At 60.3% G+C, this 21,636-nt stretch carries 19 protein-coding genes and 1 tRNA gene; 15 read left to right on the top strand and 5 right to left on the bottom strand.

Annotated features, from left to right (window positions below; all coding sequences use genetic code 11):
- The first annotated feature begins 207 nt into the window (after window positions 1-207).
- The 8 genes from EKN07_RS03360 (at window position 208) to eno (ending at window position 8,538) form a co-directional block, all read left to right on the top strand.
- Window positions 208-648 carry a DUF4258 domain-containing protein gene (locus tag EKN07_RS03360; RefSeq protein WP_108715050.1) on the top strand — a complete coding sequence of 147 codons (441 nt, stop codon included), beginning with the start codon at window positions 208-210 and terminating at the stop codon, window positions 646-648.
- Between the two features lie 3 nt (window positions 649-651).
- Window positions 652-876 carry a DUF2283 domain-containing protein gene (locus EKN07_RS03355; protein ID WP_108715051.1) on the top strand — a complete coding sequence of 75 codons (225 nt, stop codon included), beginning with the start codon at window positions 652-654 and terminating at the stop codon, window positions 874-876.
- 118 nt (window positions 877-994) lie between these two features.
- The gene (locus EKN07_RS03350; protein WP_108715052.1) at window positions 995-1,219 is read left to right on the top strand and encodes a DUF2283 domain-containing protein; all 225 of its coding nucleotides are present in this window, start codon (window positions 995-997) and stop codon (window positions 1,217-1,219) included.
- A 202-nt stretch (window positions 1,220-1,421) separates the two neighbouring features.
- A complete protein-coding gene (locus EKN07_RS03345; protein WP_164546583.1) occupies window positions 1,422-1,655 on the top strand; it encodes a DUF2283 domain-containing protein in 234 nt (77 codons plus the stop codon).
- Window positions 1,656-1,883: 228 nt separating this feature from the next.
- A complete protein-coding gene (locus EKN07_RS03340) occupies window positions 1,884-2,501 on the top strand; it encodes a 50S ribosomal protein L25/general stress protein Ctc (protein WP_108715054.1) in 618 nt (205 codons plus the stop codon).
- Window positions 2,502-2,694: 193 nt separating this feature from the next.
- Window positions 2,695-3,282 carry an aminoacyl-tRNA hydrolase gene (gene pth / locus EKN07_RS03335; protein ID WP_126145616.1) on the top strand — a complete coding sequence of 196 codons (588 nt, stop codon included), beginning with the start codon at window positions 2,695-2,697 and terminating at the stop codon, window positions 3,280-3,282.
- Window positions 3,283-3,358: 76 nt separating this feature from the next.
- Window positions 3,359-7,003, top strand: coding sequence for a transcription-repair coupling factor (gene mfd / locus EKN07_RS03330; protein WP_126145615.1), 3,645 nt, complete (start codon window positions 3,359-3,361; stop codon window positions 7,001-7,003).
- Between the two features lie 254 nt (window positions 7,004-7,257).
- Window positions 7,258-8,538, top strand: a complete 1,281-nt coding sequence (eno, locus tag EKN07_RS03325) for a phosphopyruvate hydratase (protein WP_126145614.1) — start codon at window positions 7,258-7,260, stop codon at window positions 8,536-8,538.
- Window positions 8,539-8,660: 122 nt separating this feature from the next.
- On the opposite strand, the gene EKN07_RS03320 is transcribed toward eno, so the two are convergent.
- From EKN07_RS03320 to EKN07_RS03300, 4 genes are all read right to left on the bottom strand, one after another.
- Window positions 8,661-9,080, bottom strand: coding sequence for a hypothetical protein (locus EKN07_RS03320; protein WP_108715057.1), 420 nt, complete (start codon window positions 9,078-9,080; stop codon window positions 8,661-8,663).
- Between the two features lie 56 nt (window positions 9,081-9,136).
- A complete protein-coding gene (locus EKN07_RS03315; RefSeq protein ID WP_126145613.1) occupies window positions 9,137-9,562 on the bottom strand; it encodes a hypothetical protein in 426 nt (141 codons plus the stop codon).
- A gap of 528 nt (window positions 9,563-10,090) precedes the next feature.
- Entirely contained in the window at window positions 10,091-10,945 is an 855-nt protein-coding gene (locus EKN07_RS03305) for a hypothetical protein (RefSeq protein WP_126145611.1), read from the bottom strand.
- Window positions 10,946-11,190: 245 nt separating this feature from the next.
- Window positions 11,191-12,552 carry an FAD-binding oxidoreductase gene (locus tag EKN07_RS03300; RefSeq protein ID WP_126145610.1) on the bottom strand — a complete coding sequence of 454 codons (1,362 nt, stop codon included), beginning with the start codon at window positions 12,550-12,552 and terminating at the stop codon, window positions 11,191-11,193.
- A gap of 740 nt (window positions 12,553-13,292) precedes the next feature.
- Here EKN07_RS03300 and EKN07_RS03295 point away from each other — a divergent pair.
- From EKN07_RS03295 to EKN07_RS03285, 3 genes are all read left to right on the top strand, one after another.
- A complete protein-coding gene (locus tag EKN07_RS03295) occupies window positions 13,293-14,093 on the top strand; it encodes a septum formation initiator family protein (RefSeq protein WP_241228116.1) in 801 nt (266 codons plus the stop codon).
- A 188-nt stretch (window positions 14,094-14,281) separates the two neighbouring features.
- The gene (locus EKN07_RS03290) at window positions 14,282-14,881 is read left to right on the top strand and encodes a DUF501 domain-containing protein (protein ID WP_126145705.1); all 600 of its coding nucleotides are present in this window, start codon (window positions 14,282-14,284) and stop codon (window positions 14,879-14,881) included.
- Window positions 14,882-15,024: 143 nt separating this feature from the next.
- Window positions 15,025-16,122 carry an exopolyphosphatase gene (locus EKN07_RS03285; RefSeq protein ID WP_108716613.1) on the top strand — a complete coding sequence of 366 codons (1,098 nt, stop codon included), beginning with the start codon at window positions 15,025-15,027 and terminating at the stop codon, window positions 16,120-16,122.
- A 287-nt stretch (window positions 16,123-16,409) separates the two neighbouring features.
- Here EKN07_RS03285 and nhaA read toward each other — a convergent pair whose 3' ends face one another.
- The gene (gene nhaA / locus EKN07_RS03280) at window positions 16,410-17,771 is read right to left on the bottom strand and encodes a Na+/H+ antiporter NhaA (RefSeq protein ID WP_108715064.1); all 1,362 of its coding nucleotides are present in this window, start codon (window positions 17,769-17,771) and stop codon (window positions 16,410-16,412) included.
- Window positions 17,772-18,500: 729 nt separating this feature from the next.
- Here nhaA and EKN07_RS03275 point away from each other — a divergent pair.
- The 4 genes from EKN07_RS03275 (at window position 18,501) to EKN07_RS03260 (ending at window position 21,568) form a co-directional block, all read left to right on the top strand.
- Window positions 18,501-18,574: transfer RNA gene (locus EKN07_RS03275), tRNA-Leu, on the top strand.
- Window positions 18,575-18,836: 262 nt separating this feature from the next.
- Window positions 18,837-19,400 (top strand): hypothetical protein, encoded by a 564-nt coding sequence (locus EKN07_RS03270; protein WP_108715066.1) that lies wholly within the window; start codon window positions 18,837-18,839, stop codon window positions 19,398-19,400.
- A 207-nt stretch (window positions 19,401-19,607) separates the two neighbouring features.
- A complete protein-coding gene (locus EKN07_RS03265) occupies window positions 19,608-20,942 on the top strand; it encodes an ATP-binding protein (RefSeq protein WP_108715067.1) in 1,335 nt (444 codons plus the stop codon).
- A gap of 2 nt (window positions 20,943-20,944) precedes the next feature.
- Window positions 20,945-21,568, top strand: a complete 624-nt coding sequence (locus tag EKN07_RS03260) for an RloB family protein (RefSeq protein ID WP_108715068.1) — start codon at window positions 20,945-20,947, stop codon at window positions 21,566-21,568.
- The last annotated feature ends 68 nt before the right edge of the window (window positions 21,569-21,636 follow it).

Genomic DNA, 21,636 nt, shown 5'->3' with positions numbered 1-21,636 from the left:
TATAGCGCGGTACGACTCCGGCTTGACGTAGTGCACCCGTCATGTCCGCTGTGAGTGAAAGGTAGGGGTCGGGTTGTGACGGGCTTTACTTAGTAACCATACACTCTATATACGTTGGTAACGTACATCGGGCCCGGTTGTACACCGATCCGCAGCCCGGCAAGGTCGCGGATCCCTGTCATGTACCTACGACCCAAGGACGAAACTATGTTGTTCCGTACTATCGCTGCTACAACGGCGCTCAGCGTTGCGCTTGGCACTGCCGGCGTTGTCACGGCATCAGCCTCAGAAAACCGTCAACCACCTATCCCGCCGGTGGTATTGACCAGTCACCTTACAAGTGGCCGCACCGCTCCGGACGAAGCATTCACTCTGCCACCCATCACGCCAGTGATCCCACCAGCTGTCGGCGCAGTGCTGATGTGGCTCGGGCGGCTCGCGATCCGATTCACATTCCACTCAACGCAGAAAATGGCGAAACACGGACTCTCCCGGCAGATGGTGAAGAATGTCATCAACAACGGGAAAAGAACGAAAGGCAATGGAAATACATCGGTCTTTACCTCCGGGAAAGGGCAGAACAAGATCCGAGTCGTCATCGACAACAGAACCGGCAACATCATCACGATAACGAAAGGAAACAACTAGATCATGCACATGACATACGACAGTGTGGCCGATGCGGCAGACATTGAACTCGTTGACATCTCGAGAATCTACGCCTCGCGCAACGAGATTCATCATCCTGATGGGATCAATGAGTGGGAGATCAACCTGCATTTCGATGTGAAAGGCTGCCTTGTCGGGGTTGAGATCCTCTTTGCCAAGGAGGGCCTTCCAGCTGAGTTCGTAGCTCAATGTCAACAGCTCGCCTGAAACCTTGCCGAGAGAAGCGCCTTAGCCGCGCACTTCTGGCAGAGAACAGCCGAGTTGATGACCCAACGCGAGCTTCTTGGCGAACAGGCAGGGATTAACCACCACGGAAGGAGGAATCATGTATATGACCTACGCTGCAGATGTTGACGCGGCCTATATCGGGCTGATCGACAACATGAGAAGCCACGACATGGTGACGGCGATTCACCACCCCGACGGGATTAATGAGTGGGAGATCAATCTGGACTTCGACGTCAAGGGTCGGCTTGTCGGAATCGAAGTGCTTTTCGCGAAGGACGGCCTGCCGCCGGAGTTCATCTCTCAATGCGAACGCCTCGCCTAGGCACGCAACCGGGCAGGGTGCGGGCCCCTGACCGGTTGCGCCGTGGTCCTATACGGGCCGATGTCTGGTCCAGGCCCCTGATCTGCCTCTGATCCGTGCCCCCAGAGTTTTGCAGGCTTGTTCACTCGCCTACAACCACATGCCCCCAACCGAACGACAACGAACCCCAACAGAACTACAACGAAAAGGAAGAACCATGCGAATGACATACGATGACAAGGCCGACGTCGCCTATATTGCCCTGGTTGACGAGTTCACAGGCGACTTCACGATCGTGCAATCCGTCACCGGGTTGCGGCACCCCGAGGGAATCAACCCTGTCGAGATCGCACTTGACCTCGACGTCAAAGGCCGCCTCGTCGGAATCAAGATCCTCCACGCAAAACAAGGAGTACCACCAGAATTCCTCACTCTCTGCGAACGCATCAACCCGTAAGTCCGGCGAATTCGTTGGCTTGGATTCGTGGCATTGTCGCGTTAAACTGGCACAGTTGCCTCGGCGAGGGAGAGCTGACGGTACGGACTAGCCGGTTGGCGCTGGGCCATTACGTCAGCCACTCCGTTATCGACGCGGTGGTTATGCCCTTGTGGTGTCGCCTGTCGTGGAAGAGGCCACATCGGTCCGGTCGGGCCGGTGGAGAACACTAACAAGGAGTAGACCATCATGGCAGATTCCAACAAGCTCTCTGCACTTGCGCGCACCAACTTCGGAAAGGGCGCGGCGCGGCAGTTGCGCCGCGCGGGGCGCATTCCGGCAGTGGTATACGGGCATGGCGCTGAACCAGTTCACCTCTCTTTTGATGAGCATGACGTTTTCCTCGCCACGAAGGGCCAGGCAAATGCTGTTCTTACCGTCGATCTGGAGGGTGAGGAGCTTCTTGCCCTTGTTAAGGATATCCAGCGGAACCCGCTCTCCCGCGCCATCGAGCATCTGGACTTGCTGCGCGTCAGCCGTTCGGAGAAGGTGGAAGTGGAGATTCCGGTCGAAGTGACCGGCGAGTCCGCATCCGGTACGATCCATCAGGTCGAAGTCATGCAGCTGCTGGTCAAGGCACCGGCCGTTGCGATCCCGGAGAATATCGTCATCAGCGTTGACGGCCTCGAAGACGGCAATCACGTCACCGTTGCTGATATTGCCTTCCCGGAGGACGTGGAATGCGATCTCGACCCGGAGACAATTGTCGTCGTGATTTCCCAGCCCGAGGTTGATCGCGCCCTGGAGGCCGCTGACGAAGCCGCCGCAGAGGCTGCTTCCGCCGCTGCCGCCGAAGCGGCTGAGTAATCCTGCCGAAGGATTGCTATCGGCCCTGAGACGATAGAGTTTTCAACGGAAGGCGGCTGTTCGTGTCCGCGACGGTACGAGCAGCCGCCTGCCCACTACATGGCATAATGTCGGCGCGATTTCGCGCCACTTGGCAGGTGCCTGGCTCACCGCGTTTTACAACAGCCCATCACAGGGAGGACCGGAAGGAATAATGTTCGCCGTCGTCGGTCTAGGCAATCCCGGGGAAAGATACGCACAGACTCGGCACAATGCCGGGCATATGGTCATTGCTTCTCTTGCGTCTCGCGCTGGAGGCGCGCTTCGCGCGCATCGTGCTACACATACGCATACCCTTTCTACGCGAATCGGGACCGTTCCGGGCGAAAGCGGCGAACAGGTCATACTCGCCACCTGTGACTGTTTCATGAATGTTTCTGGAGGGCCGGTCAAGGCGTTGCTCGCGTACTTCAACGCCGGCGCGGAGGGACTTCTCGTCATTCACGACGATCTCGACCTGCCTTTCGGCACCCTTCGTCTGAAACGTGGTGGTGGGGAAGGCGGGCATAACGGACTGAAGTCCATCAGCCAGGCCTTGGGTACGCGCGACTACCTGCGGCTGCGTTTCGGCGTAGGCCGTCCACCCGGCAGGCAGGACCCGGCGGACTTCGTGTTGCGGCCGTTTGCCGCGGCGGAGCGGCGTGAACTCCCGACCCTGGTGGACAAAGCCGCCGACGCCGTGGAAGACGTTCTGACCCGGGGCTTTGAAGCGGCACAGATGCGCCTCCATACCGCGCATTAGGCGACTGTACTTCGCTGCCAGCGCTACCTTTTCGCCACGCAGGCGATGACACCGTGACATGAGTTGGAGATGCCATATGGATTTACGTCCGATTCTTCCTCTTGTTTCCGCCGACCCGGTGCTCGCGGAGCTTGAGGCGCAGTTTGGACTTGGCGGGAATGCCGAGCAACGCCGGGACATCGCCATGCCCCGCGGACTGGTCACACCGGTTGTCGCACTGCTCGCCGGTGCTGAAGGCGCTTCCGATGGTGCACGCGGCGACGTCGGTGGGGAACTCGTCTCGTCGCCAACCGACCGTGCCGACGACGCCGCAGATCGGTCGGTACTATTGCAGGTCGCCGTTACCGCCACTGGGCGGGAGGCAGAGGAACTTGCCGGTGCGTTGCGTGCATACCTACCAGAGAGCGCGGTGGAGGTATTCCCCTCCTGGGAAACACTGCCACATGAACGGCTCTCACCGCGTTCGGATACCGTTGCCCGGCGGTTGCTGGTGCAGCGGCGGCTCGCCCACCCGGAGGAGTTTGCTCCGCTGAAGGTGCTGGTTATGCCGGTACGAGCCTTGCTGCAGCCGATTACGGCCGGCTTGGGTGAGATGGTGCCTGTGCGCGTCCGCCTCGGGGACCGGGTTGACCTCACCGAACTGGAAGAAGCGCTGGTCGGAGCGGCATATTCCCGCGTGGATATGGTGGAGCGGCGCGGTCAATTCGCGGTGCGCGGCGGCATCATCGATGTCTTTCCGCCCACCGAGGCACGCCCGCTGCGAATCGAACTATTCGGCGACGAAGTGGACGAGATTCGTAGCTTCGCAGTCGCGGATCAGCGCTCACTCGCGCCGGCCAGCGAGGTGTACGCCACCCCGTGCCGAGAGATTCTTTTGACCGACGGCGTGCGGCAGCGCGCTCGCGATCTCATGGCAGAGCTGCCCGGCGCCGTCGACATGCTGGAGAAGATCTCGCAGGGAATCGCTCCGGAGGGTATGGAGTCGCTTGCACCGGTGCTGGTGGAACGCATGGTTCCCGTGGTCGATACTCTGCCTGATTCGGCGCGTCTGCTCATTGTGGAACCGGAGCGCGTCCAGCAGCGCGCAGAGTCTCTGATCGCCACTACCGAGGAGTTTCTTACCGCGGCGTGGAGTTCGGCGGCCGCCGGTGGCAAGGTGCCCGTCAGCGTTGATACGGCGTCGTTCGCGGAACTCGCTGACACGCGCGACCGAGTGTTAGACAGCGGGCGCGGTTGGTGGACGCTGGGCGGCTTCGCACGCGACGAGCGGATCACTACGGGCGCCAGCACGGTTGATGCGCGGGAGCCGCGCCGTTTTCTCGGTAAAGTCGACGACGCAATTGCCGCCATAGGCGAGCGGTCGCGGCAGCGGTGGCGCCTGGCACTGGTGGTGGAAGGCGCCGGGCCAGGCAGGCGGTTGGCTGCGCAGCTCGGCGACCAGGAGATCCCGGCCCGGTACGTGGACGACTTGCCGGCAGTACTGGAACCGTCCGTGTGCTACGTGACGATGGCACCCATCTCCTCCGGATTCATCATGGAGGGGCAACGCCTCGGCGTGTTCACGGCCGCCGATATATCCGGGCGAGGCGGCTCATCAACGAAGGACATGCGGAAGATGCCTTCCCGCCGTAAGGCGACGGTGGACCCGCTGTCTCTGAAACCCGGCGACTTCGTCGTCCACGAACGGCACGGCGTCGGCCGATTCATTCGCATGGACAAGAGAGCCGTTGGCTCGAGTCGCGATAACCAGCGCGAATACGTCGTCGTCGAATATGCGCCGAGCAGGCGCGGGGGGCCGGCAGATCAATTGTGGGTGCCCACAGACGCACTGGACCAGCTCTCCCGCTACTCCGGCGGTGAGGCGCCACCGCTGAACAAGATGGGCGGCTCGGACTGGGCGAAAACAAAGGCCAAGGCACGTGCAGCCACGAAGCAGATCGCCTCGGAACTGGTGCGTTTGTACGCGCAACGCCAGGCCACCAAGGGTTTCGCCTTCTCACCCGACACGCCGTGGCAGCGGGAACTGGAGGACGCCTTCGCCTACGTGGAAACCCCCGATCAGTTGCATACGATCGACGAGGTGAAGGCGGATATGGAGAAGCCGGTACCAATGGACCGGCTTATTTCCGGCGACGTCGGCTACGGCAAAACCGAAATCGCCGTACGCGCCGCCTTCAAAGCCGTGCAGGACGGAAAACAGGTAGCCGTCCTCGTTCCCACTACGCTACTGGTGCAGCAGCATTTCGAGACCTTCTCCGAGCGCTATTCTGGTTTCCCGGTCCGCCTGGCAATGCTGTCGCGTTTCCAGTCTGATAGGGAAGCGGATGGGACTATCGCCGGGCTGGCCGCAGGCACGGTGGACGTCGTTATCGGCACGCACCGCTTGCTTACCGGTAACGTGCGTTTCAAGGATCTCGGACTGGTGGTGATCGACGAGGAGCAGCGCTTCGGCGTCGAACACAAGGAAACTTTGAAACAGCTGTATCCAACTGTGGATGTGCTCTCCATGTCAGCCACACCGATTCCGCGTACTTTGGAGATGGCGGTTACCGGGGTGCGGGAGATGTCCACACTCGCCACACCTCCAGAGGAACGCCACCCGGTGCTCACCTATGTGGGCGTGCATGAGGAGAAGCAGATTGTGGCGGCGATTCGCCGGGAGCTGTTGCGCGACGGCCAGGTGTTTTATGTACACAACCGGGTGGGCGATATGGTGCGTATCGCCGCGCATTTGCAGGAGCTGATTCCCGAGGCGCGGGTGGCCCTTGCGCACGGCAAAATGAACGAGGCACAGCTGGAAGAGGTTATCCAGAGCTTTTGGGATAAAGAGATCGATGTGCTGGTGTGTACCACCATCGTGGAGACCGGCCTGGATATCTCGAACGCCAACACCCTGATCGTGGAGGACGCGGACAGGTTCGGGCTCTCGCAGCTGCACCAGTTGCGCGGCCGGGTGGGGCGAGGCCGGGAGCGTGCCTACGCCTACTTCTTCTACCGTCCGGAAAAGACTATGACGCAGACGGCGCTGGAACGCCTGCGCACGCTCGCCGCCAACACGGAACTCGGCTCCGGCATTCAAGTGGCAATGAAGGATCTGGAGATTCGCGGCGCGGGCAATATGCTGGGCGGCGAGCAATCCGGCCATATTGCCGGTGTCGGTTTCGACCTGTACGTGCGTATGGTGTCCGAGGCGGTTGCCAAGTTGCGCGGCCAGGGAGTCGATAGCGGCGACGACGAGCCCGCCGACGTCCGTATTGAGCTGCCCTTCGAAGCGTTCCTGCCGGAGACGTATGTGCCGTCTGAGCGGCTGCGGCTGGAGATCTACACGAAGCTGGCAGCCAGCCAGAATGAGGAGCAGCGTGAGGCGGTCCGGGCGGAACTTATTGACCGGTATGGGCCGATTCCGCAGGAGGCGGAGCGGCTCTTCCGCGTGGCTCGCCTGCGTGAGCTGTGCCGGCGTGCCGAGATCGGTGAAGTGACGCAGATGGGGCGCAATATCCGCTTTGCGCCGGTGGCGCTTCCGGATTCGCGGCAGGCCCGCCTGAAACGGTTGTACCCGGGATCCTTCCTGAAACCGGCGATTCGTGTGCTGCTTATCCCGGCGCCGGGCGTGGGCCGCCGCATGGGGGAGCAACGCCAGTTGGAGGGCGATGCACTGCTCGAATGGGTTGAGCAGGTTATTACCTCTGTTTTTCTTGCCACCATTGGTGCCGCGCGGTAGATACGAGGTGCACGGTGATAGTGGACACGGTGGGCGTAGGCGGACGTGGTTGGACGCGCCGGGCGACGTCGCCCACCTAGCCTTTGGTCCCGGGAGGTCCTACTGGCGCAATCAGCGGGCAGTGAAATGAGCAACGTCCGCAGACGTGAGGCTGACGCGGCGGGTACTTCTGCGAGACAATAGCACTTAGCGGGATTTCTTCCCGTCAAGATGTGGCCGTCAGGCGGCCGTGAAGTTGAACAAAAGGAGTACCTGTGGCCAGCATTGAGGCTGTTGCTTCTCGCGAGATTCTGGATTCGCGCGGTAACCCGACCGTCGAGGTCGAGGTTCTGCTAGACGACGGCACATTCGCCCGCGCGGGCGTGCCGTCCGGCGCATCCACCGGAGCTTTCGAGGCGGTGGAGCGTCGCGATGGCGACAGCGGCCGCTACCTCGGCAAGGGCGTCCAGGACGCCGTCGGCGCCGTATCCGAAGTCATCGAGCCGGAGATCGTCGGAATGGAAGCCGATGATCAGCGCTTCGTTGACCAAACTCTTATCGATCTTGATGGCACGGATAACAAGGGCAAGATTGGCGCCAATGCCATTCTTGGCGTGTCGCTCGCCGTGGCGAAGGCTGCCGCCGAATCGGCCGGCCTGCCGCTGTACCGTTACCTGGGGGGACCGAACGCGCACGTGCTGCCCGTCCCGATGATGAACATCCTCAACGGCGGATCTCATGCGGATTCCAACGTTGATATCCAGGAGTTCATGATCGCCCCCTTCGGCGCACCCACCTTCAAGGAGTCGCTGCGCTGGGGTGCTGAGGTGTACCACTCGCTCAAGTCCGTGCTCAAGCAGCGCGGGCTCTCCACCGGTCTTGGCGACGAAGGCGGTTTCGCGCCGAATCTGGAGTCGAATGCGGCCGCCCTTGACCTGATCTGCGAGGCTATCGAGAAGGCCGGGTTCAAGCCGGGCCAGGATGTGGCTCTCGCGCTTGATGTTGCCTCCTCGGAGTTCTTCAAGGATGGCGCTTACCAGTTCGAAGGTGGCCCGAAGGACACCGACTTCATGATCTCGTACTACGAGAAGCTCATCGCCGATTACCCGCTTGTTTCCATCGAGGATCCGCTTTCCGAAGAAGAGTGGGATGCCTGGGTGCGCCTGACCGCCGAGATCGGTGACAAGGTGCAGCTGGTGGGCGACGATCTTTTCGTCACCAACCCGGCCCGTCTGCAGAAGGGTATTGATCTCGGTGCTGCCAATGCGCTTCTGGTCAAGGTGAACCAGATTGGTACTGTGACCGAGACCTTGGAGGCCGTGGAGCTGGCGCATCGTAACGGGTACCGTTCGATGACCTCGCATCGTTCCGGTGAGACGGAGGATACGACGATCGCCGATCTCGCGGTTGCCACCAACTCCGGCCAGATCAAGACCGGTGCACCGGCGCGTGGCGAGCGCGTCAACAAGTACAACCAGCTGCTGCGCATTGAGGATGAGCTGGACGACGATGCAGTGTTTGCAGGCCGTTCGTCCTTCCCGCGCTTCAAGCGCTGAGGCGGCGGTGAGAGGACGCTCTGCTAGCAGAGTATGCCTCGCTGAGCACCTGCGCAGGTAGAGCCTGTGATAACGATGGGGGCGGAACCGGAAGGTTTCGCCCCCACCTGCATGCGCTTGGGTCAGGACAGCGGTTCGATCTCGCTGACTTCTATGACTCCCGGGTAGACGAGCGTGCCGGTGACGGTGACAAATGTGGAGCGGTAGCGGGGGCGTTGCTGCGTCAGCTCGGTATCCCAGCTGATCTCGTCGAAGGGGATATTGAGCGCGATGAAGCGGCTCCCAGTGCAGACGGGAGGATGAGACTCGCCCACATCCAGGCACAGTGTCGCAATGTCTTCATCGAAACTCTCGAGAAGCACGGTCATTGTGACCACGGTACCAACGCGGAGGTCGGCCGCATCCTCGTAGTATTCGATGATCGCCGGACCTATCGGATGAATCTCCGACGGCGAGGTGCTGTTGCCGGTTGATTGGGTTCCGCAGGCGGATAGCAATATTAGGCCAATGGATGCGATGGCTGCGGCTAGGCGCTTGAACATACGGTTCCTTCCGGTGCCGATGGTGGGGGACCGTCAGGTCCCCCGCCATGTACTGACTAGGATGCTGCCGGGGAAATCTCGCTGACTTCAATGACTCCGGGGTAGACGAGGGTGCCGGTTAGGTCGACATATGCGTAGCGGTAGTCGGGACGTTGTTCGGTCCATTCCTCCTCCCAAGTTATGTCGTTGAAGGGGACGTTCAGCAGGACAAAAGGACGTTTTGAACACGTTGGTGGGTCAGAGTCGCCGACCAATGTACATATGGTTGCCACGTCTTCATCAAATGCTTCGAGGAATCCGGACTCGAATACGACGGTGGTGCCCACGGGCAGATCTCGTACTTCCTCCTGGTACTTGAACGTTACAGGGTCCGATGGCACTGCGGGCGACGGAGACGTATCGTTGCTGGTTGATTGGGATCCGCAGGCGGATAGCAGCGCAAGGCCGATGGCCGCGATTGCTGCGGCTAGGCGCTTGAACATCTTGTTTCTCCTTTCTTTGTTAGCCAAGATCGATGGTCATCTGCTGCCCGAGCGTTCTGTTCCAGTATGTGCGGATCAGTGGCATGGGTGTAAAGTAGGAATATTTACTTGCGTTATTACGATGACAGCCGCTATCTGAACCGGAATGGACCCCATACAGTAGCCTCACCCCGGACACGTTTCTTGTCCACGGGCCACCTGAGTCTCCTCCGCAAGCGTCGTATCCTTTAACGGCGACGAGCCCGTTCCTGAAACCGCTGATAGTTCCACAAGGAGAAGAGCTGACGTTTATTCCACCGAGGCAAACTGAGTGGCCCTTGATATAGGACGCATTGATGCTGATGAAGCCCGTAACTCTGCCAAGATTATCCGGACTGCCCGGGTGGAAAATGACACCGCGGCGGGGCCAACTGAGCCAGTAACTGTTTGCGATTCGCGCCCGGGCGAGGTCGAGTCCGGGATAACCAGACTGATGTCTGTAGTCGAATGATTGGCGGATCGGGCCGATACGTTGTTCGCCATGTGCTGTCATACTGTTGCGTCCCCCGCAGTGAATGCCCAACGGCTGCCGTCTGCAGCAGTCGCCGTGAAGCCGATGCTACACACACCGTCCGGGACTGTCATGGAAATTCCCGACCGTAAGGGGCCGCCACAGTGAAAGCGATCGGTGCACTTATCTTCCGGCATGTCCGCCAGGTCTTCGATTGTTGTGGATACGGGAATTGAGGCGCCGTTGGAAGCCCCCGAATTTGTCTGCGTCTGGTTACCGCCCGATGCGCTGGCTGCCTGCGTTTCGGATAGGGAGGCTATGCGGCTCTCCACCCGGTCGGCGGTGGACTGGTCTGGCGCGGTAACAAGTAGTGTTGATGTTTCGTAGTCCGGCGTGGCAGCCACCCCTTCGGTGCCGAACTCGGAGTTTATGGAAGCGGCAACAGCGTCGAGTTCAGCAATGCTCCAGGGTGTCTCATCATAGGTGATATCAATACCGTGTTTGGCTGCGATTGCATCGACTTCCGCTTTGTTGGCGAAGTCCGGGGTGATTCGGACGTGTAGCGTGCCGGTGTGAACGTCCAGCGAAAACCCACCGACCGTGTCGGAGTACTGGCCGCCCACTTCTTCCGCGAAGAAGACCTGTGCGTCTTGGAGTTCGACCAAGTGGCGGGCTTCGGCCTCGGTAATGCCGTTGCCTTCCATAGAGGCAGCAACCTGGGCCTCGACGCCGTCAAACTCTTCGTCGGTATTTGCCATCTGAGCGCTCACAGGCGTAGCAGCAGGGGGATTTCCCACAGGGGACGCAGTGGCTGATGCGGCAGCAGTTGCAGCAAGGCAAAGAGCCGAGAACAGTGCGACCTGCCGTGCACGCCATCGCTTTGTGGTATGCATGATCATTCCCTCCTTCTTTGGAGTGTTATATGAAGTTATGGGATTGGTTGGCGCAATGGGTAGTTGTACTGCTCATTGCATGGATGGTAGGGTAGTGCCCCACCGGCGTAGGTTGTGCGAGCGGCGATCCGTCGTCGTGGAATCCGCTTAGCCTCAGCCTACCAGATGATGGTTGTTAAATAAAGAACGACGCCGACCGGCCCGGGCATGTGCAGTCGGGCGGTCGGCGTCGTTGGACCGAGTGACTAGAGCTTACGGCCGGGCGTGAGAATCCCGTTCGGGTCTAGCGCCTTCTTAATGGCCAGCTGGACATCGCGAGTGTCCGGCGAGAGCAGCTGCGTTACGGCGTGATGCTTGAGATAGCCGATACCGTGCTCACCGGAGACGACGCCGCCCATGCCAACGGCCATCTCGCAGACCTCGTCGAGCAGTTCTTCCGCTGCCCGGCTCTCCTCAATGCCCTCGCCGCACTCGACGATCGGGTGAATATTGCCATCACCGGCATGCGCCAGAATAGAGACGCGGCGCTGGCGCTTCTCCGAAATGGCCATAATGTTGTGGATGGCCTCGGCCAGTGACGCGATCGGAACGGAGACATCACCAATGACTTCCATCCCCGCAGCGGAGAGTGCCGGATAGGCATCGCGCCGCACCTGGAAGAGGCGGTTGCCCTCCTCGAACATCACCGCGGTGGCGCCGTATTCGCGGCAGGTGTTGGCGAACTCCTCCACGTCTTCCTTGGCGCTCTGACCCTCGGCTTGGCCGAGGAGTAGGCCTGCGCCCGGCTGCGGAATCTGCAGATCGGGGTTCCGCTCATTGACAAGCCGCACGCCCAGAGCGTCGATAAGCTCGAGCGATACGGGCTTGTTCTCTGCCGCACGGATAGCAATTGTTGCGTAGCCGGCATCCTCGATGCTGTCGAAGCAGGCGAAGAACGTGTAGGGCTCGTACTCGGGAATGTGCTCGATGCGCACAACTGCCTGCGTGATAACGCCGAGCGTACCCTCCGATCCGATGAACAGCTCCTTCAGATTGAGGGAGGAAACGTTCTTGATGGTCTTCGATCCGACCTCGATCACACGCCCATCCGCGAGTACCACCTCAAGAGCGCGCACCCAGTTGATGGTGACGCCGTGGCATACCGCGCGCAAACCGCCAGCATTGGTGGCGATATTTCCGCCCACCGAGGCAATGGAGGCGCTGGCCGGGTCGGGCGCGAAAAAGAAGCCTTCCTTGGCCAGCTCTTTGTTGAACTCGGCGTTGATAATGCCCGGTTCAATCACGGCGACGCCGTTTTCCGGGTCGATCTCAAGGATACGGTTCATCTTGTGCAACGAGAGGATGAGTCCGCCGTCGTAGGAGACGGAACCGCCCGCCAGGCCGGAACCGCCGGTGCGTACCGATACGGGAACAACATGCTTATTGGCCCACGCCAGTGCCTTCGACACGTCCTCGGTGCTTTCGGCGAAAACCGCGCCGACCGGTTCTCCTTCCGGAAGCATCCACGACATGTCGCGCATATATGGGGCGAATGTGCGCTGGTCGGTGATGAAACGCTCGCCGAACTGGTCCTTCAGCTCCTGCAGGTCGGAGGCGGTGATAGTCATGAACTCATCTTTCTGGTAGGCGGTACTCGTCGTCGAGTGGACTCCGCGCGACGAAGGGATGTAGGTCCTACGAGCCGGTGGTCCCTCTCACAGCCTACTGGGTGTTAGTGGGGGCTTGTCAAGCGCTTTGTAATAATCAGTTAAAAGTCGGGCGGGTGAATGGGGTGCCGCGCGGTCCGCCACGCGGCGCGGGTCTTCTGCATCGCGTAGTACGCCGTCACTCCGGTTCGGGCAGTCCAAGTCGTTGCCGCTGCAGGCCAAAAGTGTGAACTCGTGCCACGCCTCCGGCGGTGTGTGAGTTCTGGGCTTTCCGTCCCGCTCGTCGCCGCTATGGGCCGTGTGTCGCCGCGAACTGTGTGCCACCGGCCAGCCTCTCCCGCGCCGAAAACGAAGCCGATTCATACGCTCGATACCGGCAATGGTGGTGGCAGGTGCAGGTTGTGCAGAGAGGTAATCAGGGTTTCTCACCGCGGCCACGCATCTGATACACGGTGTTCTCCAGTTGCCCGCCTCCGGGTCACCCAGTCGTTCTATGTGCAGCTGCTGTTCTATGTGCAGCGGAGTTGCGGCTGTTCTATGTGCAGCGACTGCTTCATATGCACTGGGCTGGCACGGGTCGTTCCCACTCGCACCCATTGGCATGCGTAGCAGTGGCGAGGAATTGAAGGAGGCCGAGAGCGAAGGCACACCGGGGTGTTCGTCATGCCGCCGTGGCGCGGGCGCCACATAGAATGGTTCGTATGAGTACGCGCCGCCCTTCCCCTTCACGCCGAGGCCCCCGCGGTGCGGGGGCTCGTGGCGGTACGCGGCCCGAGCAGCGTGCAGAACGGGCGGGGGGAAGGCGTCCGTCGTCGCCGCAAAATGCCGCAAGTAACTCCAAAGCGCGTGACGGGCAACAGTCCCGTGGCGATACGCCGTCCCGGAGGGCAACCGGTGGAAGGCCGAAGAACACGGAGAATACGCGGCAGCGTTTTCGAATGAAGCGTTCGGTGGTTGTCTCCGGGGCGAGGGGCTCTCGCCGCATCTCCCTGCGGTTAGCGGTTGTCCTGTTCTTTGCGGTACTCGCGGTGATCATCGTGACTCCAACACTCTCGAACTATCTTGAGCGTCAGGCTGAGCTGCGCGATGCGAAGGCCGAACTGGAGTCCGTGCGGCAGCATAATGAAGACCTCGAGCGCGAGTTGCAGCTGTGGCAGGATGACGACTATGTGAGGGCACAGGCGCGGGAGCGGCTGGGGTACGTGATGCCAGGGCAAACACTCTACGTGGTTACCGATCCTAACGAAGGGACCGCACGGGAGAGGCTCGACGAGCGAGTCGAGACCGCCAACCGGCAGCGTCGGGCGGCGACGCCCTGGTTTGTTACGCTGTGGGATTCGGTGACGATGGCGGGTGAGGTTTCCGGCGACGACGTCGACAATCCAAATAACACGCCGCTTATCGAACCCGTCGAACCGACTGAGTCTGAGGCTGGATCTACGCCGTCGGAAACTGTTGCAACGCAGTCAAGCGATGGCTCCGCGGCGGATGGAGGCGAGTGAGCCCAAGCGGATGGAGGTGAGTGAGCTGGAAAGGAACCATGTGAGAGCGGCGAGGCGCCGGGGCGAGAGAGCAATAACCCGAGAAACAATGACCAGAGAAACAGCGGGCGGCGAATGTTGCAGGCACGCGATGAGAGCGGAGGAAAGTGACGGTGAATGACCACGTGACGGCGGATCTTCTTCGGCGCGTGGCCGCGAATGCCACTCCCTTACGAGACGGAGACGAGGCCCTGATCGCCAAGCAACTGGGCCGCCTTCCACGTGGGCTTGTAGGAGTGGGGGCGCGTTGCGCATGCGGTGCACCTGCGGTAACCGTGACATTGCCGCGCCTGCCAGACGGAACTCCCTTCCCCACGTTGTTTTACCTGACGTTGCCCTGGGTGGTGCGGTCAGTGTCGCGGCTGGAAGCTGCCGGAGAGATGGTCCGCTTCAATGATCGCCTGGCGAGTGACACTGAGTTCGCTGCGGCCTATGAATTGGCGCATCATTCATATCTACAACGGCGCGCACTTCTGGGAGAAGTGCCGGAAATCGTCGGCGTCAGTGTCGGCGGAATGCCTCGCCGGGTCAAGTGCTTACACGCCCTGGCGGGATACTCGCTTGCCGTGAGGGCGGGAGTGTGCCTCGTCGGTGATTTAACACTGGAGGCTGTGGGCTGGGATCCGAATGTATGCCGCTGCTCTGAATCTGAAGGTGTTGCGGGGCGGGAGCCCAGTGCTGCCGCAGAGTCGGCACCCACGGCCGACGCCGCGGTGAAGCCAGACGGTGAAGCCGCCGAGAATGGGTAGATGGTCGGATATCGGGTAGGTGGCCGGTTATCGGGTCGATGGTCGGATATTGGGTCGATGGTTCACGTTTGCTTGACCGAGGAGTGCCCGCGCGGCGCTAGGATAGCGGAGGCGTGTCGGAGCGATATGACAGGATGGATGACGTGAGAGTTGCAGGAATCGATTGCGGAACAAACTCCATCCGATTGCTGATCGCCGACGTTCCTGGTGCACGAGCGCCGCTGGATGACGTCGTGCGGCGCATGGATGTGGTGCGGCTGGGGCAGGGCGTCGATCAGGCGGGAGAGTTCGCGGCGGATGCCCTCGAACGGACCTTCGCACAGGTGGAGGAGTACGCGCAACTGTGCCGGGAACACGGCGTCGAATCCATTCGTTTTGCGGCGACTTCCGCCGCTCGTGATGCACGGAACCGAGACGTGTTTCTCAGCGGCGTCCGTGCGCGAATGGGTGTCCCGGCGCAGGTACTCAACGGTGAAGCGGAGGCGCGAGCCAGTTTTCGTGGCGCCGCATCGGTGCTCTCGAATGGGGCGGCATCGGGCGCTACATCAGTGTTGTCAGAAGGAACAGCGCCGGGCGCTGCCGCGACGTCGTCGGCGATGCCACCATCCGCTGCGCTGCCAAGGTCAGATGTGGCGGGGGCAGGTGCGCTGGCGGCGTCGCCGCTGCTAGCCGTCGATCTGGGAGGTGGCTCCACGGAGATCGTGCTCGGCTCGCTCGTTGGTGGAGTTATCTCTGAGTTCTCCATGGATGTGGGCTGCGTGCGGATGCATGAACGCCACTTGCACGACGATCCGCCAACATCGGAGCAGATCGCTGCGGCACGCGCAGATGTAAACGCTGCATTAGATGCTGCCGAACGAGTCGTGGACTTTGGAGCCTCCCACGCCCTGGTCGGTCTGGCCGGAACCGTCACCACCTTGACGGCGAAGTCGTTGGGATTGGAGGCCTACGACCCGAGCCGAATCCATGGGAGCAGGCTGACGCCCAGTGAGGTGATCGCTACCTGCGAGTGGTTCCTCGCTGCTCCGCGAAGCACGCGCGCCGCGTTGGGATTCATGCACCCGGGCCGGGTCGATGTCATCGCGGCGGGGGCATTGGTATGGGAAGAGACCGTCAAGCGCATCGCGCAACGTATGGCTGAGGGCGGGCATGCGTTGGAGGCGGTTGTCACCTCCGAGCATGACATCCTCGACGGCGTCGCCCTCTGGGCGGCAGAGGAAGTACAAGCGCCGCAGTGGTGATTGCGGCCGGGCCGCTCGATCTCCGTCGTTTGCGGGTAGGCCGACCTGCCGCTGGGTATTGTTGGAGTCCGTGTTGCTGGAGTCCGGCCTCTTGTGCTTTCCAGATGACGGGTGCGGTATTCTCCGAACGAACGGCTGCCGGGCGCGGCCGGTGGCGGTTGGGCACGCTGGACACTGCTGCACGTAGCGTGAGAACTGTCGCCGGGAAAGGCCGGAACCGGTTTAGCGCCGCATGGATGCGGAGACGACCAGATGGACATCTGTCTGTCCGACAGGTGGCCTATTGCTTAGCGGGCTGTGCCAGAGCCTGGCCTCTTACGGTCGTTGTTCTTTGCACGGGCTGAGGGCTCGCGTTCGTCCGTGCGAGCCTGCTCGCGGTTGCGGCCTTTGCGTTCCAACGCGTCCGGCGCATGGTCGCTGGCGCCGGTTGACTTGCCGTGACGCCGCCGAACCGGGCCGCGTAGCCGCTGGTTCTTGCGGATCTGCAATGTGACAGCGCCGAGTACCATCGCTAGCAGGGAACCGACAATAACAGCTACCCGTGCGTGGGCCTCGTGTGGGTCCTCGGCACCGAACGAAAGCTGTGCGATCAGCAGCGATACGGTGAACCCGATGCCGGCGACAAACGAGATGGGGAAAATATCCGCCAAGTCAATACCGTTGCCAAGGCGGAGTTTGAACAGCCGCGTCATAATCCACACACCGCCGAAAATACCGATGCACTTCCCCACAGGCAGACCAAGGTAGATGCCCGCGGCGACCGGGTCGGTCATCATTCCGCCAATGCCGCCGGAATCGATGATGTTCACTCCTGCTGCAAAGAAGGAGAAGATGGGCAGAACGAAACCGGAGCTGTAGAAGTCAAGCTTGTCGGCAAAGAGCTTCGTCATCGGTTGGCGCTCTCCGGCGATCTGCCGCGTGGGCACAACCATGCCCAGTGCGACACCGGCGATCGTCGCATGAACTCCCGCGCGGTGCATGGCATACCAAGCCAAGATCGCCAGTGGCCATAGCAGCCACCAGTGCGTGATGCGCTTTTGAACGAGCACGCCGAAGATCGCGACGATGGCTAGGGAGATTGCGAGCCACAGGAGGGAGATTCCGGAGGAGAAGAATACGGCGATGACAATGATTCCGCCGAGATCATCCGCGACGGCGAGAGTCATAAGGAAGGTGCGGGTAGCCGGGGGAAGACCACGCCCAAAAATGGAGAGAACTGCCAGCGCGAAGGCGATATCGGTGGCGACTGGGATAGCCCAGCCGCCGTAGACGCCTGAGCCGGTAATAATCTGAATTAGGCAGTACAGACCGATTGGACCGGCCATGCCGCAGATGGCGGCAATGATTGGAACGGCGGCCTTGCGGGGGTCATGCAGCGATCCGATAGTGAATTCTTGCTTGAGTTCCAAGCCGACGACGAAGAAGAACAGCGCCAGCAGGCCATCGGATGCCCAGTGAGCGATGGGTAAGGAGAGATGGATGGCCTCCAATCCTACTTCCGTTTCTGCCATGGTGAAGTAGGACTCGCGGATGGGCGAGTTTGACCAGATGAGGGCAAGCAGCGCCCCGATCAGCAGAACGATTCCAGCGAAGGATTCGTTATGCAGAGCGTTGCGGTAGCGGGCGATGATCCCTGGTCTTTTTGGCATGACACTCCTTGTTGTGCCGGTCGCGTGGTTGTGCCGGATCGGACGCTGGCTGGATTGCCAGCTGTTGTGGCCAGCGCTGTGGCCTCGGTTCGGCACCGGGCAGATGGCCAGTGCTCGTGGCCTGCGGTTGCGGCCGCGGTTGTGCGCGGGCCGGGTTTCTCGTGGTTGCCGCACCGGTCGCGGTGCCGGGCGATCACCACTAGTTCCGCGCCGACGGGACGATTGCGGGTCAGGACTCTGGCCCACCGGACCTCTGTAGGCCCATGAACGGTCCGGTGCTTGGGAAGGTTCACATGTACTCCAGCATCAGACCATACCTTTCAAGTGTACCGGCAGGTGGAGTGTTCCGATGGTTGGTAAGGACGCATGGGCTCCGATGGTTGGTAAGGACGCATGGGCTCCGATGGTTGGTAAGGACGCATGCGCGGGGGCGGGCCTGTCGTGCTGGGTCCTGTCGCCTTCTGAGAAGTGGAGGGTTTGGGAAGAAGTGGAGGTTTTTTCGCGAAGTTTCTTGAAACACGCTCCATTTCTCGGGCGGAGGGTCGTGTGAGGCCGATTGTGCAGAGAATAGGCGGCTCATAGGAGCCCCGCGCGTTCCGTGCCTCTCCGAACTCTAGGCGAACTCGGGGTCATTACCTGCAGTAGAGCTCGACTCGATGGGTGGAGTGCATGTTTCCTACTCGAACGCATACAATGTGGGAGGTACCGCTTCGCTCGACGGATCGGTCAGCCCCCATAGCCCAACCGGCAGAGGCAGCCGACTTAAAATCGGCACAGTGCGAGTTCGAATCTCGCTGGGGGCACTCTCAGGGTCAGTCTGATGGAGGTCTTATTGGCAAGGAGCTCCGCAGGCTAAGGGCGCGTGGATGTCACAGGGCCATTCCACGCGCGGGATACAAGGAGCTCTGCAGATTATTAGGGACGCGTGTGGAGATTTATGATCAACGGTGGCATGTGGGTGTGTGTGCGAACTGTTTGATTCCATTTGATCCGCAGAAGGTCAGACGAGAGCATGCGACGTTCTGTTCGACGCACTGCAGGCTCCAAGCAGAAGGAATCCAATATATGCGCCGTTCTATACGCGATGGGCGCATCGCCGACCCCATGACTGCGCGGGTCATTCTTGACAACAAAGTTGCATTTCTGGCCTACGCGCGGCCCAAGCTCGCTCCAGACCTGCGTGCGGAAGTGTTGTCAGACGACGACGGGCTATGTGTGATATGTAACAAGGAATTAGCAACCGGGGTGGATCATATTCGAGGCGGATCAATCGACCGCAGCAACATGCGTGGCGTATGTCGTGAGTGCCACGAGTCCAAACCTCATGGCCCCGTCCCAGACGGCCTGACTAGAGACGGGCAAGGGGCCGTGGATTGTGGAGACGAGACGATGCCGCTTCTACGGTGTTGGGCAGCGGTTCTAGACCGAGGAGATTCTCTCGATGATAGTGATGGTTGGCAGGAGATACGCCGATGTGCGCGGCAGTACTCGCACACGCGTTTTGGGTGGATCACAGAGCAGATTCTGACTGACCGCCCGGAATCCCCGGCACATGACGAGGCGACGTGGCACCGAAGGTGGCGGCAGTACCGCCAGGATTATCTGGACTGGGCTGCGGATTCAGGGTGAAGTGAGATGGGGATGCAGTGCGAAGGGACGATCTCGAGGATGCCGCTATGAGGAGCGGAGCAGATGGTCCGCGTTCGCGCCCGAACTCATGGTCTACGATTGCGCCAGATTTGAACATGGGTCAGACATTCAGCCGTAGAGGTTTGATTTTGTGCTGATTTCGGAAAAAAGTTCCGAAAAGGTCTCTGATTGCGATATGATCAAGGTATGTTGCTCGACTTTAGCGTCTCCAACTACCAGTGCTTCGCTGATGAAGCGTCGATTAATCTTGTACGTCCTAGCCTTCGTACCCAGGTTCCAAAGGCCGACCAGTCATGGATTGATGTAACGTACCGTGCTGCAGCACTCTATGGTGCCAATGCTTCGGGTAAATCTACCTTTCTACGCGCATTCAGCAGGCTGTGTGCTGCGGTTACTGAATCGGCGCGATTCAGTAGTCGGCTTCATAACCCGGATCGCTCCCGGGATGAGAATCTCAGCCTTCCGACTGTGTATGACGTCAACTTCGTGGTCGATAGCGTTCGCTACCACTACACGGTTGAAGCACATCCATGGGGAATTTCCTTTGAGTCTCTCCATGCATACCCGCGCGGTGTGCGGCGTCATCTTTTCACTCGGACGCAGACGGAGGGTGGTGTGATTGAAGTCAAGGCAGGGACTGGGCTTATTGGTCCGACGGCGCAGGTTCTCAAGGTGACAACTTCCCAGGATTTGTTCTTGGCCGCGGCATACCGCTATGGCCACACAACTCTTGCTCCCGTTGCCAAAGGGTTGCGTGTCGGTGTTTCGGTGACGATCGTAGAGCATAGCGAGTTCGCACAACGTGAGCGGATCGACTGGGTGATGACCAGGATCCTAGAAGATCCGCTCTATTGGCAGGCGATGGTCAATGCTCTAGCGCAGGCGGCTGATCTTGGAATCAAACGAATTGAAGTGCGCGAGCAGGACGTACCCCCCAAGGTGCTTGAACATATTCGGTCGTTGTACAAATCGCTGGCGTCGCAGGAGGAGGAAGGTGTGGAGCTTCCGGAAGATTTGTTGAGTCCGGTTGCGCGAGCGCTTGTATTTGTTCATAGCGGTCCGGATGGTACGGAGTTTGAGCTGAGCCTCAATGCGCAGAGCGAAGGAACTCGCACGTGGCTCGCAACCATAGGACCGGCCGTTGATACTCTGCGAAAGGGAAAGGTCCTCGTCGTCGATGAACTGGATGCAAGCCTACATCCAGCACTCGTGGCCACGCTCGTCAGTATGTTCAAGGACCCTGACTTTAACAAGACTGGCGCACAACTCGTTTTTTCGACCCACGACACTGCACTTCTGGGAAACGTTCCAACGCGACAGTTGGAGCCGCCAGAGGTCTGGTTCTGTGAGAAAGATGCTGCGGGGTGCAGTGAAATTGTATCGCTGGACGAGTATGACACTCGGAAAGGAAACAACGAGCAAAAGCGGTATCTCTCGGGACGTTTCGGGGCAATGCCGCGGGTTGATCTTTCGCGGCTACTAGCCCATGTTGCTGCCGACAACGCCGATAGTGAGGGCTGAGTATGTCGAAAGACATCACCCGCCGAAATGGTAGGCGTGCGAATCGTAGAGAGGTACGTAAAACGGTTCTCCTTGTAACTAACGGCGAGAAGACCGAGAGGTTGTACTTGGAAGAATTGAAACGCCGAACGGCACCGAATGATGTGGCCGTGACTTTGGGTAGGCCAATCCCCGGGGACCCGATGACGTTGATGCGCAAGTTAGAGTACCAACACGCCACCTCGGCGTTTGATGAGGTGTGGATCGTGGTGGACCACGACGGTGAGGACAGGAGTGAGTTTCTCGCAGAGTGCTTACGGCGTTCAAGGCCTGCGAAGCGGAGAGGAAAGGGGACGATGTTCTACGGGGTCGTCTCGCTCCCGTGCTTTGAGGTGTGGCTGATTGCCCACTATGAGCAAGTTGGTAATTTTCAGGACCAAAATGAAGCCCAGCAGAGATATAGGCAGTTGACCGGGTTGACCTCAAAAGAACAGAAGTCTTTGCCGGGTAGTTTCCCTTGGGAGGAGATTGGTTCGGCTTGCGAACGTTCAAGGCTGAAGGGAGTTGCAGAACCAGAGGTGAATACCCAGGGGCCCCACCCGTCGACGACGATGCCGCATCTCGTGCGTTCGCTTGGGTTGGTGTAGGAAGCAGCGATGGGCTTCGGCTCTCTGGAGGGCCTTCCGTGCTCTGATTGGTGTCGGTAGAGTTGCCG

The organism is Actinobaculum sp. 352, from assembly GCF_003957265.1.
Taxonomy (GTDB): Bacteria; Actinomycetota; Actinomycetes; order Actinomycetales; family Actinomycetaceae; genus Asp313.
Note: the sequence above shows the minus strand (reverse complement) of the source record. Positions and strands in the feature narration are given on the sequence as shown.

What these genes read in the sequence shown, in the direction of transcription:
- EKN07_RS03360 (WP_108715050.1), top strand. Translation starts at nt 208, where the DNA reads ATGTTGTTCCGTACTATCGCTGCTACAACGGCGCTCAGCGTTGCGCTT.
- EKN07_RS03355 (WP_108715051.1), top strand. Translation starts at nt 652, where the DNA reads ATGCACATGACATACGACAGTGTGGCCGATGCGGCAGACATTGAACTC.
- EKN07_RS03350 (WP_108715052.1), top strand. Translation starts at nt 995, where the DNA reads ATGTATATGACCTACGCTGCAGATGTTGACGCGGCCTATATCGGGCTG.
- EKN07_RS03345 (WP_164546583.1), top strand. Translation starts at nt 1,422, where the DNA reads ATGACATACGATGACAAGGCCGACGTCGCCTATATTGCCCTGGTTGAC.
- EKN07_RS03340 (WP_108715054.1), top strand. Translation starts at nt 1,884, where the DNA reads ATGGCAGATTCCAACAAGCTCTCTGCACTTGCGCGCACCAACTTCGGA.
- pth (WP_126145616.1), top strand. Translation starts at nt 2,695, where the DNA reads ATGTTCGCCGTCGTCGGTCTAGGCAATCCCGGGGAAAGATACGCACAG.
- mfd (WP_126145615.1), top strand. Translation starts at nt 3,359, where the DNA reads ATGGATTTACGTCCGATTCTTCCTCTTGTTTCCGCCGACCCGGTGCTC.
- EKN07_RS03320 (WP_108715057.1), bottom strand. Translation starts at nt 9,080, where the DNA reads ATGTTCAAGCGCCTAGCCGCAGCCATCGCATCCATTGGCCTAATATTG.
- EKN07_RS03315 (WP_126145613.1), bottom strand. Translation starts at nt 9,562, where the DNA reads ATGTTCAAGCGCCTAGCCGCAGCAATCGCGGCCATCGGCCTTGCGCTG.
- EKN07_RS03305 (WP_126145611.1), bottom strand. Translation starts at nt 10,945, where the DNA reads ATGCATACCACAAAGCGATGGCGTGCACGGCAGGTCGCACTGTTCTCG.
- EKN07_RS03300 (WP_126145610.1), bottom strand. Translation starts at nt 12,552, where the DNA reads ATGACTATCACCGCCTCCGACCTGCAGGAGCTGAAGGACCAGTTCGGC.
- EKN07_RS03295 (WP_241228116.1), top strand. Translation starts at nt 13,293, where the DNA reads ATGAGTACGCGCCGCCCTTCCCCTTCACGCCGAGGCCCCCGCGGTGCG.
- nhaA (WP_108715064.1), bottom strand. Translation starts at nt 17,771, where the DNA reads ATGCCAAAAAGACCAGGGATCATCGCCCGCTACCGCAACGCTCTGCAT.
- EKN07_RS03270 (WP_108715066.1), top strand. Translation starts at nt 18,837, where the DNA reads ATGCGCCGTTCTATACGCGATGGGCGCATCGCCGACCCCATGACTGCG.
- EKN07_RS03265 (WP_108715067.1), top strand. Translation starts at nt 19,608, where the DNA reads ATGTTGCTCGACTTTAGCGTCTCCAACTACCAGTGCTTCGCTGATGAA.
- EKN07_RS03260 (WP_108715068.1), top strand. Translation starts at nt 20,945, where the DNA reads ATGTCGAAAGACATCACCCGCCGAAATGGTAGGCGTGCGAATCGTAGA.